This window comes from Sediminibacterium sp. C3, assembly GCF_000508085.1.
Taxonomy (GTDB): domain Bacteria; phylum Bacteroidota; class Bacteroidia; order Chitinophagales; family Chitinophagaceae; genus Sediminibacterium.
The window spans coordinates 1,380,862-1,397,615 of record NZ_KI669560.1 but is presented as its reverse complement, the minus strand read 5'-3'; the positions used below and the strand labels follow the sequence as shown (position 1 = coordinate 1,397,615).

General features: G+C 40.8%; 10 protein-coding genes. 4 read left to right on the top strand and 6 right to left on the bottom strand.

Translation table 11 applies throughout. The annotated features are described in order from the left end of the window. Positions 1 to 31: 31 nt before the first annotated feature. The 3 genes from dnaA to F777_RS15965 all read right to left on the bottom strand — a co-directional run bounded on the left by dnaA (position 32) and on the right by F777_RS15965 (position 3,321). Positions 32 to 1,462 (bottom strand): chromosomal replication initiator protein DnaA, encoded by a 1,431-nt coding sequence (dnaA, locus tag F777_RS0106465; RefSeq protein ID WP_026751327.1) that lies wholly within the window; start codon positions 1,460 to 1,462, stop codon positions 32 to 34. Positions 1,463 to 1,604: 142 nt separating this feature from the next. After that, the gene (locus F777_RS15970) at positions 1,605 to 2,579 is read right to left on the bottom strand and encodes a bifunctional metallophosphatase/5'-nucleotidase (RefSeq protein ID WP_051408475.1); all 975 of its coding nucleotides are present in this window, start codon (positions 2,577 to 2,579) and stop codon (positions 1,605 to 1,607) included. Continuing rightward, the gene (locus F777_RS15965) at positions 2,572 to 3,321 is read right to left on the bottom strand and encodes a 5'-nucleotidase C-terminal domain-containing protein (RefSeq protein ID WP_051408474.1); all 750 of its coding nucleotides are present in this window, start codon (positions 3,319 to 3,321) and stop codon (positions 2,572 to 2,574) included. Before F777_RS15965 ends, F777_RS15970 begins: the two co-directional genes overlap by 8 nt. Before the next feature lie 80 nt (positions 3,322 to 3,401). Here F777_RS15965 and F777_RS0106450 point away from each other — a divergent pair, with 80 nt between their 5' ends. Continuing rightward, on the top strand, positions 3,402 to 3,779 hold the full coding sequence (locus F777_RS0106450; protein WP_026751326.1) for a DUF3127 domain-containing protein: 378 nt from the start codon (positions 3,402 to 3,404) through the stop codon (positions 3,777 to 3,779). Between the two features lie 34 nt (positions 3,780 to 3,813). Beyond that, complete coding sequence (locus F777_RS0106445) at positions 3,814 to 5,385, top strand: NAD(P)/FAD-dependent oxidoreductase (RefSeq protein WP_026751325.1); 1,572 nt, start codon at positions 3,814 to 3,816, stop codon at positions 5,383 to 5,385. Positions 5,386 to 5,422: 37 nt separating this feature from the next. Here F777_RS0106445 and F777_RS15960 read toward each other — a convergent pair whose 3' ends face one another. Next, positions 5,423 to 6,409, bottom strand: coding sequence for a zinc dependent phospholipase C family protein (locus tag F777_RS15960; RefSeq protein WP_051408473.1), 987 nt, complete (start codon positions 6,407 to 6,409; stop codon positions 5,423 to 5,425). A gap of 109 nt (positions 6,410 to 6,518) precedes the next feature. Between F777_RS15960 and F777_RS0106435 the strand changes: the two genes are divergently transcribed. Continuing rightward, positions 6,519 to 7,457 carry an ABC transporter ATP-binding protein gene (locus F777_RS0106435; RefSeq protein WP_037369939.1) on the top strand — a complete coding sequence of 313 codons (939 nt, stop codon included), beginning with the start codon at positions 6,519 to 6,521 and terminating at the stop codon, positions 7,455 to 7,457. 4 nt (positions 7,458 to 7,461) lie between these two features. After that, entirely contained in the window at positions 7,462 to 8,799 is a 1,338-nt protein-coding gene (locus F777_RS0106430) for an ABC transporter permease (protein WP_026751323.1), read from the top strand. A gap of 46 nt (positions 8,800 to 8,845) precedes the next feature. Here the strand turns inward: F777_RS0106430 and sprA are convergent, their stop codons facing one another. Both sprA and ruvA read right to left on the bottom strand, forming a co-directional pair. After that, positions 8,846 to 15,991, bottom strand: coding sequence for a T9SS outer membrane translocon Sov/SprA (sprA, locus tag F777_RS0106425; protein WP_081720476.1), 7,146 nt, complete (start codon positions 15,989 to 15,991; stop codon positions 8,846 to 8,848). A 153-nt stretch (positions 15,992 to 16,144) separates the two neighbouring features. Further along, on the bottom strand, positions 16,145 to 16,729 hold the full coding sequence (gene ruvA / locus F777_RS0106420; RefSeq protein WP_026751321.1) for a Holliday junction branch migration protein RuvA: 585 nt from the start codon (positions 16,727 to 16,729) through the stop codon (positions 16,145 to 16,147). Positions 16,730 to 16,754: the final 25 nt, after the last annotated feature.

Genomic DNA, 16,754 nt, shown 5'->3' with positions numbered 1-16,754 from the left:
ATTGAGGCAAAAATCCAAAAATAAAAATGAATTACATAGCTGCGAGCTGCACCTTCTGAGTTAGCTCCATCACATTCTCTCTGAAAATAGAGTCGGTATCCATCAGGTCTTTAACAGTTTGACAGGAATGGATTACAGTGGTATGGTCTCTACCTCCAAAATGCTCTCCAATGGTTTTTAAGGAGTTCTTGGTGAAAGCCTTGGCCAGGTACATGGTAATCTGACGCGCCTGCACTATTTCGCGTTTACGGGTTTTGTGTAACAGGCGATCGTACGGTACATCAAAGTATTCGCAGACCATTTTCTGAATAGCGTCAATCGTGATTTCCTTGCTGCTGGTTTTAACGAAATTGCGTAGTACTTTTTTAGCCAGTTCTACATCAATTTCTTTCTTATTTAAAGAAGATTGAGCCAGTAATGAAATCAAAGCGCCTTCCAACTCACGAACGTTGGTATTGATATTGTATGCCACGTATTTTATTACTTCCTTTGGCATATCCAAACCATCGTTCTTCATTTTCTTCTCCAAAATCTCAATTCTTGTTTCATAATCAGGCACCTGAAGGTCGGCACTTAATCCCCATCTGAAACGACTCAGCAAACGTTCCTGCATTCCGTCAAGGTCTTTGGGTGCTTTATCAGAAGTCAACACCAATTGCTTACCGCTCTGGTGCAAATGATTGAAGATGGCAAAAAAGGCATCCTGACTTTTCTCTGCGCGGCTGAAGAACTGAACATCGTCAATAATCAATACATCAATCAACTGATAGAAATGTATAAAATCATTGATGGCATTGTTACGACTATGATCTACAAACTGATTAATAAATTTTTCACTGCTCACATATAAAACCACTTTGGAAGGATGCAATCTTTTTACTTCATTTCCAATTGCCTGAGCAAGGTGGGTTTTACCCAATCCAACACCTCCATAAATTACCAAAGGATTAAATGAGTTAGCACCAGGCTTCTCAGCAACTGTTTTACCGGCTCTGCGCGCAACGCGGTTACAATCTCCCTCTATAAAAGAATCAAAAATATATCCCTGATTCAGCTGCGGATCAATCTGCATTTTTTTCAATCCCGGAATCACAAATGGATTCTTTACAGGATTGTCTATCACCAATGGAAAGTTCATTTCATTGTTGTTGATAGATTTTGGACCTCTTGCCGGCAAATCAACAGAACCGCGACTATTGGTGTTGCCGCTGTCTACCATGATGCGGTATTCTAATCTTGCTTCTTTTCCTAATTCACGTTTCAAAGTTTTCGCAAGCAACGTAACATAATGCTCTTCCAGGTATTCGTAGAAGAATTGAGAAGGAACCTGAATTAATAATACATTCCCTTTCAACTCTACTGGAGTAATTGGCTCAAACCATGTTTTGTAATGTTGCCATTCAACAATGTCTTTGATAATTTTTAAACAATTGATCCAAACATTTTCAGCGTTCTTAGCCATACAATAAAGTGAACAATTTTATATAATCAGTTAAGTTTTGTCTTTGCTTACAAGTTATCTTATTTTCCCCATATGTGGATATGTTTCGAAAATAAAAACCGGGTTGCGAATATGTAGACTTTATGTTGAAAAAAAAATTTTTTTATTCGCTTGTTTTTCTCATCACAACAACAGTATGGGCTTTCGGCGATTTATTTCTTTTTACTTCCGAAAAATTATAATCCAGACGCCCCATTTGTATGCCCCCCCACCCCACTTGGTTCACCAAAATATCCCCGCCATCCCTGTTTTTATATTTTCTGGGTTGATCAAAAAAGCGGTGTGTATGACCACCGATAATTAAATCAATGTTGCGACTCTCTTTGGCCAGGATTTCATCGCTCACTTTATTGTCGTTGTATTTGTCTCCCAAATGAGAAAGACAAACAATCAAATCACATTTTTTCTGCTTCAACAAATCAGCTGTTTGGTTAGCTGCTACAATCGGATCATTGTACACGGTATTCCCGTACAAATTTTTAGGAACCAGTCCTTCCAGTTCAATGCCCACACCTAAAATACCAATCCGTTGTTTTCCTTTCTGAATGATAGTATAGGGCTTATACAAAAACTCCATGGGAGTTCCCTTGAAATCATAATTGGAAATTACTACCGGAAAATTGGCGTGCTGCAATTGATTGGCAAAGTTTTCGATCCCTGCATCAAAGTCATGATTTCCCATCGTGACGGCATCATACCCCATTTTGGCCATGGCCTTTATTTCAGGTTCACCTTTGTACAAATTAAAGTAAGGCGTTCCCTGAAATATGTCGCCGGCATCCAGCAATAAGGTGGAAGCATTTTCTTCGCGAATAGATTGAATAATGGACGCTCTTGCCGCTACTCCACCCAATCCCTGGTTCCTGCCCCCATCCATGGGAAAAGGTTCCAGTCTGCTATGCACATCATTGGTATGCAAAATGGTTAAAAGGGATTGCTCAGGTATGGATTCAACACCCAAAATTCCACCATTTGAAGAAAGGGCCTGTGCCTGTAAAACTCCCTTACCAGCAATGGCGCTGGTTGCCAACGCTGCACCTGTGAATGCGGTCTGTTTTATAAAATGTCTTCTATTCATTGTTATTGCTGGTTACACGGTTTTCAATTTTAGGATCCAGGGGTTTACCACTGGCAGTAATTTCAGAAACATAACTAATTAACGCATCCCGTATTAAATAACCCTTATTCTGAAAGGGAAAAGGTTTTAACATGGCGGCATCACTGCCTCCCTGAGCAACATAATCGGAATTGGCAACAATATATGTGGCGTTTCTATCCAGTGGTTTTCCATTCACGACAATGTCAACGGCTTTCTTATTCTGAATTTTAAAAGAAGACCCTTTGGATATGGGCCAGCCTCCATCTGCTGCAACATGCTGAAACAAGGCTTCCAGCACCGATCCCTTCAACTCCTGAATCACTAGCAAATTGTCAAAGGGCATCAACTCATAAATATTTCCTACAGTAATATTGCCTTTGTTCAGCGTAGTTCTGATTCCTCCTGAATTCATGAAAGCAATATCTACTGCAACTTCAAATTTCCGGGCTGCCATATCCTTCATACAGTCTGCCATAAAATTACCCAAGCCGCTCTCGGGTAACCGTTTGGACAATGTAGCAGGCGTAAACCCTATCACCTTATTCATGGTACTGTTTATTTCAACCGAATAAGGTTGAATCAGATTCAATAGCGCCGTGTCTTGCTTTTGCTTGCCCGATACAGATAAACCCTGATAATTCACGGCATTTGGAACCTGTATGGTACCACAGGATATAGCAACAAAAAAGAAGAAAACAAGCGGAAAAAATAATCGCTTCATAGAAATCAGTTGTGAACGAAGAAAGGTACAATTTTAATTGGTAAAAATACACCTACTTTTGTTCAAAATAAACCTTACCCATGAGTTATGAAATTGTAGGCAAGCTGGTGGCCAAATTTGATATTGTTCAACGTACAGAAAGTTTTAAAACCAGAGAATTTGTCATTGAAAAATCTGAAGACATAAACGGAAGAACCATCACGAATTATGTGAAGTTTCAGTGTGTGCAGGATAAAACGGCCATGCCCGACAGATTCAATATTGGGGAAGACGTAAAAGTGCTTTTCAATATTAAAGGAACCAAATGGGTAAAAGACGGAAGAGAAAATTATATCACCAACTTGGATGCGTGGAGAATGGAAACAGTGAAATTAGCAGCTGAAAGTGATATGCCACCACCTGCTTCTTACAACGATATGCCACCCAGCGACGAAGTGGTAGACGATCTTCCATTCTAACGCTTTTTACTTTTTAGGATCAATACCTGACAGTATGCAAAAAAATGTCTCGCTTAAATTAAAGCCCGAAGAAGCGGCCAATCCAATAATGGTGCAATCCATGCTGGCTGCAGCATTGGGGATATCGGCTGAAAATATTTCGGGTTACAGCACCCTCAAACAATCCATAGACGCCAGAAGTCGTCAACAGGTCTGGATCAACCTAACCTTGAACGCTTTTGTAAATGAGCCCTTCATCGAAAGGAATAAATCTCTGTTCACATTTGAATCATTGCCTAAAAATGCCAGAAAAGTAATTATTGTGGGGGCTGGTCCCGCAGGGCTTTTTGCCGCATTGGAGCTTTTACAGTTAGGCATTCAGCCCATAATTATTGAGAGGGGTAAAGATGTAAAAGCCAGAAGAAGAGACCTGGCGGTTTTAAACAAAGAAGGCATTATTAATCCGGATAGCAATTATTGTTTTGGCGAGGGTGGAGCCGGAACTTACAGCGATGGCAAATTGTATACCAGAAGCAGCAAGAGAGGAAGCATTGATAAAGTGTTGCAATTGTTTTATCAGTTTGGAGCAGAAGAAAAAATTCTCTATCAATCGCATCCACATATTGGAACCAATAAGTTGCCGCAAATTATTGCTGCCATGCGCGAACAAATTATTGCTGCGGGTGGTGAAGTGCATTTTGAAACCAAACTCATCAACTTTGAAGTAAGAACCAATAAAATCATTTCACTGAAAACAGCGAATGGCGGCAGTTTTGCTGCAGATGCTTTTATTTTGGCAACCGGACACTCGGCCAGAGATATTTTCAGATTACTCCATCAGAAAAATATTGAAATAGAAGCCAAGCCCTTTGCATTGGGTGTAAGAATTGAACATCCGCAAAGCATTATAGATTCCGCGCAATACCATTGCAACACAAGGGGCGAATTCTTGCCCCCTGCTTCGTATAGTTTGGTAGAACAGGTAAAGCAGAGAGGTGTTTTTAGTTTCTGTATGTGTCCCGGGGGGATTATAGCCACCGCTTCCACAGATCCCGGCGAATTGGTTGTAAACGGCTGGAGCCCAAGCAAACGAAACAACCCATTTGCCAATAGCGGAATGGTGGTACAGGTTGCTGAACAGGATGCATTGAAATATTTTAAGAAGAAAGAAATCAATCCTCTACTACTCATGGATTTTCAGCAATCTGTAGAGCAGAAAGCTTTTACTGCCGGAGGCGGAAACTTTGTAGCACCCGCGCAAAGAATGGTGGATTTCTGTAACAATAAAATTTCACAGAATTTACCCGATTGCAGCTACCTGCCTGGGTTACAGGCTGCAAATCTGCAACAGGTTTTACCCGATTTTATTTATCAATCCTTACAAGGGGCACTAAAAATGTTTGGTGCAAAAATGAAAGGATACTATACCAATGAAGCAGTGTTGGTGGCAACAGAAAGCAGAACTTCTTCACCCGTAAGAATCCCCAGGGATCCGGAAAAATTAACCCATCCGCAATTACAAAATTTGTACCCATGCGGAGAAGGTGCAGGTTATGCAGGAGGGATTGTAAGCGCTGCTATGGACGGACAAAAGCTGGCACACCAGATTGCAAAAGTCTTTGCTTAATAAACTTCTAATGAATTTGAAGTATATTTTCTGGCCTCTATTGTTTTTTCTTAGCCTCTAACAAATTATCGGTAATCAGACGGTTGCTTTTGTAGGCTTCCATTTCTGAGGCAAATGCTGCTTGTTTTTCAGTGCTGTTCTTGAACAAATTACTCAAATCGGGTTTCCCTGCATCCACCCATGCCGTATACCAGAAATCAGCAATCATAGAAGCAGAATGCAGCAATTGTTGATTAATGGTTGGTTTTAATTGATTCGCATAAGCTTTGGCAAATCCACTGGTATAGGAACGGGATTGTCTTCCATTGCGCATTTGGTATCTGTACTTGGTAGAGTCTGTAAAAGAAAGCGTGACTTTCTTTTCCATTTCCAGTATATCCGGCAGCAATTTATGTGCACGTTGCATGGCTTTCTGAACCTCCCGCATCGGATTGCGTAAATATTGTGCTTTATGACCGTTGAACAGGTTATAGGTTTCCATCTCCAGTTCCGGAATCATCGATTCCCATAAACTGTGTAATCCAGTCTGATTGGTTAACTGACCATCATAGTTTAGGGTCGTATGCAAGGGCACATTCGCATCGCTAATATAGTGGCCCAGATCTGCCGCATAAAAAAGGATGGAGTCTTTATTCTGATTTTTAAAAGCGGTTGTAAGCCTGTCTTTCATCACAATAATCTGATAAGGAACATAGCCGTATTTTTTTAAAGTATCCCAACTATATCGGTCAATGGCTTTTTCAAAACTAGATGGCAACTGAAAAGCAGTCTTTACTTTATAGGGCTCAAGGTCCATGAAATGTTTGGGCGCTTCTGTACTATCTGAATTTCTTCTGGTATCTGCCCTTGGAGCATCATATACCAGCTTAGACATATTGTTGTGAAAAAAACCATTCATCTCTGCAGGCAATTGATAAATAGCCAACTGGTGAATGGTACGGTGCACCAGGAAACCCCAACTCGATAAACCAACGAAGCAAACAAGCATCAATCCTGCAACTCCCCACTTCTTAAAACCCTTCATTTCTCTGTATTTATGTAATCGGACAAATTTACTCAAAAAACCTGCCCACTCCTGTAATATTATGTTGAATGGGCGTACTAATTCTTACATTCAGCAAATAATTAAGCGTATGAGTGCAATCTTAGAATTAAACAACCTGAAAAAATATTATGCCACCCAGAAAGCAGTGGATGATATTAGTTTCAGCATAGAACAGGGAAGTATTTTTGGCTTGTTAGGTCCCAACGGTGCCGGCAAAACCACCCTTTTAAGAATGATTACCGGCATTTTTTATCCGGATAGTGGTGAAATAAAGCTGGACGGAAGAACTTTTGATCCCTTGAACGATATTATCAAAATCGGATACATGCCGGAAGAGAGGGGCCTGTACAAAAAAATGAAAATTGGAGAACAGGCCATGTACCTCGCGCAATTAAAGGGATTGAGCAGAGCTGAGGCGATGCATAAAATCAAGTACTGGTTCAAGAAGCTGGAAATGGAAAGCTGGTGGAATAAAAAAGTGGAAGACCTCAGTAAAGGAATGAGTCAGAAGCTCCAGTTTGTAACCACCATTTTGCACGAGCCTAAACTGATTATTCTGGATGAACCATTCAGTGGACTTGATCCTTTGAATGCCAATTTAATTAAGGAAGAAATATTTGCCCTGGCCAAAAACGGCAGTACAGTTATTTTCAGTACGCACCGCATGGAACAGGTAGAAGAAATCTGTGATCATATTGTGCTGGTAAACCTGGGCAAGAAAATACTGGATGGTACCGTACATGGTATTAAGCAGCAGTTTAAAGAAAACAAATTCAGTATTCGCTTGTCGGATGTTTCGGGTAATTTAAGTTCTCCTGCATTTAATGTGGTAAAAGTAAATGACCATGAACTGATACTACAGATTAATCAGGGATATAAGAGCAATGATATCTTAAATCACTTTCTGCAAACTTCTTGTACCATTGAATCCTTCAATGAAATATTGCCAACCTTAAACGAGATATTCATTAGTCAGGTTGAAGGCACACACGCAACCGCAAGAGCATTTCAAAAATTAGACAACTAAACCTATGAATAAGATATTAATTATTATACAAAGAGAATACCTCAGCAGAGTAATGAATAAACGTTTTCTGCTGACCACCATATTAACCCCATTGATCATGGTGGGTTTTATAGCAGGAGCTGCCCTTATATCCTCCAGCGGTAAAGAAAACCACAAAATTGCTGTTATTGATGAGAATGGATTTTTCAAAGGCAATTTGAGAGATGCCAGTGATATCAAATTTGAATTTCCAGCCAATGTAGACACTTCCAACTATGTAAGCAAGGGTTATACGGATATCATTCTGATTCCTAAGTTCGAAGGCACCAATAAAACAACCTATATCATTCGCTCCAAGAAAAGAATTGGACTCATGCTTCAATCTAAAATTGAAGACCGAATCAACGATGCCATAGAAGACCAGATGTTACAGGATGCGGGAATAAACAGAGCACAATTAGATTCTATAAAGTCTTCTTCCCAATTTGCTGAAATGAAATCATTGGAAGAAACCGGTGATACAGTAAAAGAAAGCAGTGCTGCCCTATCCTATGGAATTGGGTTTGGATCAGGTATGCTGATTTATATTACCATGTTTATCTATGGTGCCATGGTGATGCGCGGTGTTATGGAAGAAAAGACCAATCGTATTGCAGAAGTAATGATCAGCAGTGCCAAGCCATTCCAGCTAATGATGGGAAAAATCATTGGGATTGGCGCGGTAGGTTTAACACAATTCTTTGTTTGGATTCTATTGATATTCGGATTCATCGCTGCATCTCAATTCTTTATTCCACAGGATGTGTTAGAACAGGTGGCTGAACTGCAAAAAGCCAATGCCCAAATGGGCCCAGGTGCGTCCATGGCACAGGCAAGTGAAACGGCACAGAATATTTACAAGTTTCAGAATACCATGAGCACAGCCAATTGGCCACTGATTATCGGATGTTTTATTTTTTACTTCCTGGGTGGCTATTTATTCTATGCTTCTTTGTTTGCCGCGGTAGGATCTGTAGTTAATGAAGATCCACAGGATGCGCAAAGTTTAATGTTGCCCATCACCATGCCGATCATTTTCTCTTTCATTATCATGAGCCGCGCAGTTGAAGATCCCAGTACTGGTTTGGCTACCTGGGCAAGTATTGTTCCATTCAGCTCACCCATGGTGATGATGGCTAGAATTGCATACGGAGTTCCCGGAACCGTTCCTTACTGGCAGTTAATAGCGAGTATGGCAACCCTTATTGGAAGCTTCTTACTAACCACCTGGTTGAGTGGAAAGGTTTACCGAACCGGTATTTTAATGTACGGTAAAAAAGTAGGCTGGAAAGAAATTGGGAAATGGGCTTTCCGAAAAAACTAAGAATACTATACTGATATAAAAAGGTGAGGAAATTTCCTCGCCTTTTTTATTGCGCCAGTGAAATCCTCACGTTAATTCCTGCACGCGTATTCGTGATAGGTGCAGAGGTAGAGATATACGGTGTTACTCTTCGCTGGTCAAAGAAAAACTTAAGATTGATTCTGCTATTAATTACATAATCAATGGCAGGCTGAATGGTAATTTCTTTTTGTCCACCCGTACCGTAAGCATTCGTCTGATCCAAACGGCTATTACTGATAGACACATCACGAACAGATACATCCAGTTTTAAATTCAGGTCGTTTTGCAATCCCTTCCCTACAATACCAAAGGGTAATTTAAATCCACGCTTTCTCCAATTCAATCCTACAATCCATTCTGTACTTCGGCTTTCACTCAACTGATAATCAATCAAACTTAAACTAAGCTGTCTGCTCTTTCTGAATTCCAGATTAAAGTTAAACTGACTAATAGTAGTAAAATCAATTTTCAAGAGTGGCTCAAAACGCTCAGCCATACTGATGTTGGGTACCAGGAAGAAAGGAATAAAATTACCGCTGGTAGAATCAATAAAGCCTGGCGCATTCAATCTAAAAGGATCCTGATACAATAATGCACTGCTAAAACTGTTCATGCTCAGTTGTCCATTGTAACCATGACTGATGGTAAAATTACTAAAGACTGCAGCCAATGCGGGTATTTTCGTTAAGCCAGTATAGGTTACTCTCCAGTTGGGTTTAGGCATAATACCACGGAATGGATTGGCACTGATTTTACTGGAACCCTCTTTAATTAATGCTATGGTATTGGGGTCTTTTCCTGTGTATGCCGCAAGGAAGGACGGAATCAATACATCCTGAGAATAACGTCCGTAACCACGCGCATATCCGTCACTGGTAAACTGTTGGTTGGCTGGAAGCTGCTGCCAGTAAGGATTTAACGATGCTACCCTTCTTGAAACAATTAAACGGTTGGCTTCAAATTCCTTGAATGTAGCCGACAGTTCATTCGGATTACTTTTCCCAAACAAAGTATTGAATGCAATATAGGATACACTGAATCCTCCACTGAATAAAGGATTCAATTGCCCGAAATTATTTCCTGTTCCGGTAGTGTCTTTAATCAATGCTGTATAATCCTTACTAAAGGTTTTATCAAGATTCAAATCAATAATCAATTCACGGATAGGTTCCAGCTGTGCCGTTATTTTTAAACTTTGTTCAAAGCTCTGTCTGTATAAAAAGTTGAAAGTACTGTCTTTGGTTAATAAGCCCCTTCCAATTTTATCATTGATCCAATTGGCGTCGGGTTGTTTACCAAATACATAATCTAGCCCCGGAGCCATGCTCTTAAAGTTCTGTCCTATAAAACGGGTACTATCCATATAACCCGGCAAACGGCTTCTGTAATTTTCACTGTAGTTTACCGAAATATTTTTGAACATGGTCAGGAACTTACCAGCAGATCTTTCCAATGCGCCTAGTTCAGGGGTAGTAGCCTGACGCAACATTTTTTCTGCGTTACGGATATCGCGACGTTGCTGTCTCCATTTTTTCAAAGCGTCTGTCCGCTTCTGTCCGGTTAATCCTGCAATCACTTCTTCCTTGGAAGGAAATACAGAACCCAGCGGATTCGATCCTGGAGGAGCATTACGGGCATTCTTTGTGTCGCCCTTTGCCCTTGGCGGTGGTATATTATCCAATGCACGCATCCATCTTGACTTGGCATATAAGTTGCCAAAATTAAACTGGGCATTTAAATTATTTTCCTGTGAGTTCTCAATAGTATTACCCAGGTTCACTGCAATTCGGCTGGCACCGATCCAGCTATAAGAAGTTCCGTAACTATATCTTGCCGTTATCCAGTCTGCAAATGGAAACTTATTCAACGGAAGATTGTAATTCATAATGGCTTTCTGTTGATACAAGGTATTTCTTCCTCCCTTTAAGAAATTACTTCTTACCGTATCCTTTTTCTCTTTGGTATCAATTCTTCCAAAAGGCTCGTCAATTCTAGCGTTATTGGTTGCGTTAAAGTCCAGATTAACTGAGCGTGTTAAATCCCACCGTAAATTATAAAAGCGATCAAACGTAAAGTACTTGTCATAAGTAGTATCTACCCTATCCACTTTACTGCTGAAGGTATTTACCATGCGCGGAATAAATTCTCCGAACTGACGGTTGATATCTGCCCTGAAGCTGATGAAGGAAGGTTTCAAATTAAAATTAGCATCTCTCACAAAAGCCAACCAGGGACTCTTTCCTTTAATTACTTTTTTAAAGGGCTCTATAAAACTATTCTGTCCAATATACGTGTATCCAAAGCCACCGCGATGTCGGGTAACTTTATTCTGTGTAATAACAGGACTTGTATGTTCTGTTTGTGTAAAGGAATAACTGATGTCGAAATTGCTAAGACTGAGTAATCTGGGCCTGCCTGATCCCTGCATCACTCTTACATTATTAAAGTTGAGTGTCTTAATAGTAGTAATATCAACAGCCGCTCTTTTAATGGAATCTCTTTTATCGGGTGCAGCTGCATTCAATTTCTGTTTATAATTCACATCCAGATCGTAGGGATCAAACTCGGGTGTTAAAGTAGAGCGATTGATACTTGCATAAATAGGTACAGAGAGTCTGGCTTTTTTAGGGACCAGTTTACCTGCATCAATATTGGCTGCAATATCAAATTGCATCAAATTGTCTTTTGCTCTTTCATTCACTCTTTGTTCCAGTGAACCAAAGCCCTGTGTGTATTTATTGGCAGATACAGATAGGGTTCCTAAATCGGCTAAAACAAGATCTACCCTACCTAAAGCAGCATATCCACCTCGTTCATCCAGACCCGATAGTCTTAACTCATTGGCCCAAACTTCTGCACTAATGGCCGTACCATTCGGTCTTACCGGATTCTCTACAGCTACCAATATGCCTCTTACTTCTCCCAGGTTGGGGTTACCCATGATGGAAAAAGTTTTATTGCCAATTATTTTCCGATAGATGGTTGCCAATGATGCTCCGGAATTATTTCTTTCCAGTTTCAGATCTATTAAGTCACGCAAGAGAAAATCAATATTGTTATCAACCGGCCAAACACGGGCTTCCTGTCCTCTTGGATATAAACCTGGTGGCGTAATTTTCAGTGGAATCTTGATTTCGTAATAGTTGTTCAGGAAGTCCTGACCAATACGGATAACCGCCCTTATTTCGTTGTCGGCAACAGGACGCTGACCCGTAATAGATTCCGCGTGCAGATACATAGACATTTTGGAATACCTGCGAACATCCAGATTCAGGGTTTTAAAAATACCCCTTGCATCACCCGGCTGTAAATTATTTACCCGCATGGCAATGGCTTGCTCATTTTGCTGCAGGTTCACGCCGTTATTACTTAACAACTGCACCCTTTCCACATTCGGAGGCATGAGATAATTCACAGGGGTTCTGCTGCTGTTTTCTTCCAGATTTACAGCCAACGTGTTAAAAGCAGTACCAGCAGTGTTGTTAATAGGCGTGTATGATCCCGTAGTATCCAGATTATAAATAAACTGACGCCACTGATTTCTAACCAGATCTAATCTGGCCAATCTCACAACCACAGAATCTTCAAAATCGGTCATGTACAAACGCACAAAACGAATGGACTTAAAATCGGGAATGTTCCCAATTTTTCTGGTGTAGTTCTTAATAGGAACTCTGAAAAGATACCAGTCTTCTGTTCTGGTAATTCCATCAGCAGAATTTACAGTAACACGCTTTTTATCGGTGATATATGGCGTTCTGCCTACGTCCATACCCGGAGTTAATCCTAACTCGTATTCATAATACGATTCACTTTCATTCAGGGTATTGTCTCTGTTTAAATCTTCATTGTCCGGAAACAAAGTGGCGGCTGAAGTAAACTGTCCGCCAGTGGTTGCTACAGGTGAGTTCCCCTGGGGATTATTGAAATTTTTGTAGCGACCCAGAATGCCCGTACCTGTTGCATCATAGGCAGGATCGCGATACCATTGATAGTTATCATTCGAAGGATCTTGCAAAGCTCGCAGATACACAGCAGATGCCGGACCAAAATTATTCGCCAGCTGATTCAGGATATAACTTTTCTTACGGCGTTCAGCTATATCATCAATACCATCAAAACCCACATCCTGAAAAGGTCGGTCGTTTGGAACATTGCTGAAAGCCTGAGTAATTTGTATGGGATTCACTGGCGTTTTACCCCAGGTATTGCTGCTATCCACTGACGCAGGTACCGTTGGTGTATTCATACCATTCTCATAAAATCTGCGGCCATCTTTTAAAATATCTTCACTGATATTACCGAAGTTTAAAAACAACTTACCTCCCCTGCTCGTAGGATTTAGTATAAACGGATTCTGCATCCAGAATTCAACAAACTCAATATTATTGGTTTCGAAATCGGTTTGATCAATGGCCCGCATAATACCACCCCAGCGAGAAGCAGGATTGCTCAATCGTCCAGTGGCATTGATTTGTCCGGGACGGGTTTCAAAATTATAAGGACCTTTTTCCGTTGGGTAAAATGCCAGGTCAAAAGTAGCGGCCTGTACATCGGTGATATTGGTTGTTCTTTGTGGGAATAATTCATTGGTAAATACCTGACGTACCCGCGGATCACTTAACTCAGTAAGGTTTCTGCGCAGCGGATTATTCGGACTGTTCTTGTCTTGTAAATTCGGTTCAATATTATACCAGGCCAGTTTGGCTCTGTTGAAATTGTAATTGATGGAATCCGTTAAAGTAGACTCCGGGAATTTCGGATTGCCCTGTGGAGTAGAAGCCAATGCCCAGGATACAAAAGGAAAACGCAAATCAATTGATGCACGGGTGCCTTCAAAATCATCAATGAAGATTAATCCCTGATCTCCTCTTCCAATTTGAGGCGGATGTCCGGGTTGTAACATGGCGGCTTCCCCGTATGCATTAATGGAAGATTTTGCCTGAGTGGTATAGAAAGGAAGTTTATCGAGTAAGCGTGTTAATCCCGGTAATTCGGAACGATAACTAAAATCAATTCCATACATGGTATTGCGAATAGGATCATCTCCATATCCCATTTTAGTAAAGAAGGGACGTTCACCCAGTTTCACCATGGAAGCTCCCACAGATAATTTCTTGCTCGCCAGATAATCTACCCTTAACCCGGCAAAGCCGCGTTGCTGCATACCAAAGCCAATATTGTTTTCAAAGTTTACTTTCACGGGAATATTGGCACTCAGGATACCCTGGTTCAATATTTTCACCGTACCCAGATTATAGTCAACAATAAAATCTGCGCCTTCTCTTAGCACCTGTCCTCCTGCAGTTACAGAAACAGAGCCGGGCGGAATATTAAACGTGTTCAGATAAATTTCTGAACTACCACCAGCTCCTTTTACCTGTCCCTGCATCACAAATCGATTCACATTGGCAAATGTTTGAGCAATGGCTTTAATGGAATCGTACAATTGATAATAAATGTATTTTTCCTTGGTGGCAGCAGGCAGTCCACTGAATGCAAGGGTATCCAGGTCTCTACCAAAAGGTTCCAGCACAGGAAATACCACTCTGCCCATTTGTGGCAAAATGGTAAAGCCTTCTATATAGTCAAATACCCCATCGGGTTGCGGGTCGTTTCGGTTATTGAGTCGGTCTAAATTTAAAATGCGAAGCAAAGGTTGTCCTTCAACAGCAGGGGATGTTTCTGGTAAAAATCTTTTTAAACCACCACTGGGTTCTTCGTATAAAACGTTCAGTTTAAAATCTGTCCTTTCAATACCACCAAACAAATCAAGTGAATACACATTCTTCATCATCCATTGCCAGATAGGTAAATTGGTTCTTTGCGAAGTAGCTTTCAATAATTTCAGGAACAATACTTTCTGCACTCCTCTGTTAGAATCCAGCGAAATATCCTGTGAAAATTCACCTACCTGAAATACCCTTCCGTTATACGTGTATTGATAGGCAACGGCCAATACTTCATCGGCCTGCAACTGTGTATTTACCGAAATAAATCCCGCCTGCGGATTAAAATAATATTCATTCGGTGATAATTTTCTGGCAAATGTTTTTTCAAAATCATCTACCGGGCGGAGGCCTTTACTCAACAACAAGCTATTGATGAAAGCAGGGTTTCTGGCATTGGGATCCCCAGCTAAAGATGCGTATAAATTGTTGGCTCCATTCGCTGGTAAATCAGTATTGGTAAGTGATTGAACAGAGGGATTAAAGGGACGAGGTTCTGCCAGATCCATCAAACCCACAATGTCACGCGCATCGGTAGTTGCACCGGTTCTATTGGTAACCCAAACTTCCATCCGCTGAATCTGCACCTGTGAATTCACCAAAGGTAAATTGCGCATGGTCTTATTGAAATTGTCGCGGAAATATTTACCTAATAAAAAGTGACGGTTCTCTTCGTAGTCATCCAGTTTTTTCTGGAAAGACTGCAATGCTGCGCCACCCTGCAAGTTCAGACTCTGACGGGCAGAGCGTTGATTGGCCAAAGCACCGGTCACAAATAATTTACCAAATTGCAATTGCGCTTTTACCCCGAATAAATTCTGCGTACTCGGAATTAATGTACCCTTTGATTGAAAAGAAATATTACCCGCTTCAATGCTCTTGATGATTTCATCGTCCATCCCCTTATAATCTAGTTTCAACTGATTGTCGAAACCCAGATTCGTTAAAGTATTATAGTTGATAGGAAACCGAAGCTTGTCACCAATATTCGCATTCAGGTTCAGATTGGCATTCATGTCAAAATCAAAACCACCATTCTTTCTGGCTCTTTCAGGTAAAGTGGGGTTTTTGATATTCTGCCCCTGGTAGCCTGCCATCACATTCACTTCTCCTGCAGGCCGGATGTCTACTTTTAAATTTTGTCCGGTCAGTCCAAATATGCGGTCGAATAATTTGGGATAAGTCTGAAACGCAGGTCTTTTGGATTTTTGATTTAAAAGAAACAAAGCATCCGCTCTTTTCTTAAAATAATCACTCTCCGATTTCCTGCTTTCCAGTTTCATCAACTCATCCATTCCCAGTACCGTCGGCTTTCGGTACCAACTGTTTCCGATTTTTTCAGAAACATAAAAGGATTTTGTTTTGGGATCGTATTCTGTTTTCCTTTTAATTAATCCGGTATCACGAATATCAAAAGGATTTTTGCTTGGGTTGCTGAACATATCACCCCGACGATCTGAAATTGGAAACCGCAAAGTATCTTTCGATTGGGCATAAGAGGGCAGGTACCACAAAATGGTCAGTAATACAGTCAGAAGTCTTCCGCAATAATTCAACAACAGTCCCGCTTGGTTAGGTAAAGCTCAATTCGATGGCTAGAGGTTTTTGAGTGCTTGTTTAATAATTTCTTCTAATGAACTGTTTTCGGGGGTGTTTTGCATGGTCTTTTTAACGGCTTGTTCGGCCATTACACGTCCAATTCCTAATGAAATTAAGGCATTTATGGCATCCGCGTCCATTTGGGGGGTAACAAATCCGGGTAAAATATTTTCATTGTGCTGTTTGGCCAGCTTATCTCTTAATTCAACAATCAGTCTTTCGGCCGATTTCTTGCCAATACCCTTGATGCCTTCCAGCTGTTTGGTATTGCCCTGCACAATGGCGCGGGTAATTTCTTCGGGTTTCATGCCAGATAACATCATTCGGGCAGTAGAAGCACCAACACCTGAAACACTGATCAACTGCAAAAACAGGTCTTTTTCTAACAGGTCGGCAAAGCCAAAAAGGGTATGTGCATTCTCGGTAATATGCAGGTAGGTAAAGAGCTGACCGCTCTCCTGATTACTGATAGCAGAAAAAGTATTCAGGCTAATCTGAAGATCGTACCCAACTCCATTCACGTCTACCACCACACGAGCGGGTGTTTTAACGGCAAAATGACCTCTTACAAATGCTATCATAAATGAAGACGAAAATAACAAAAAG

Excerpts from the sequence above, each read along its gene's own strand:
- ruvA (WP_026751321.1), bottom strand. The coding sequence starts at position 16,729 with ATGATAGCATTTGTAAGAGGTCATTTTGCCGTTAAAACACCCGCTCGT.
- F777_RS0106450 (WP_026751326.1), top strand. The coding sequence starts at position 3,402 with ATGAGTTATGAAATTGTAGGCAAGCTGGTGGCCAAATTTGATATTGTT.
- F777_RS15970 (WP_051408475.1), bottom strand. The coding sequence starts at position 2,579 with ATGAATAGAAGACATTTTATAAAACAGACCGCATTCACAGGTGCAGCG.
- F777_RS15965 (WP_051408474.1), bottom strand. The coding sequence starts at position 3,321 with ATGAAGCGATTATTTTTTCCGCTTGTTTTCTTCTTTTTTGTTGCTATA.
- sprA (WP_081720476.1), bottom strand. The coding sequence starts at position 15,991 with ATGTTCAGCAACCCAAGCAAAAATCCTTTTGATATTCGTGATACCGGA.
- F777_RS0106430 (WP_026751323.1), top strand. The coding sequence starts at position 7,462 with ATGAATAAGATATTAATTATTATACAAAGAGAATACCTCAGCAGAGTA.
- F777_RS15960 (WP_051408473.1), bottom strand. The coding sequence starts at position 6,409 with ATGAAGGGTTTTAAGAAGTGGGGAGTTGCAGGATTGATGCTTGTTTGC.
- F777_RS0106435 (WP_037369939.1), top strand. The coding sequence starts at position 6,519 with ATGAGTGCAATCTTAGAATTAAACAACCTGAAAAAATATTATGCCACC.
- F777_RS0106445 (WP_026751325.1), top strand. The coding sequence starts at position 3,814 with ATGCAAAAAAATGTCTCGCTTAAATTAAAGCCCGAAGAAGCGGCCAAT.
- dnaA (WP_026751327.1), bottom strand. The coding sequence starts at position 1,462 with ATGGCTAAGAACGCTGAAAATGTTTGGATCAATTGTTTAAAAATTATC.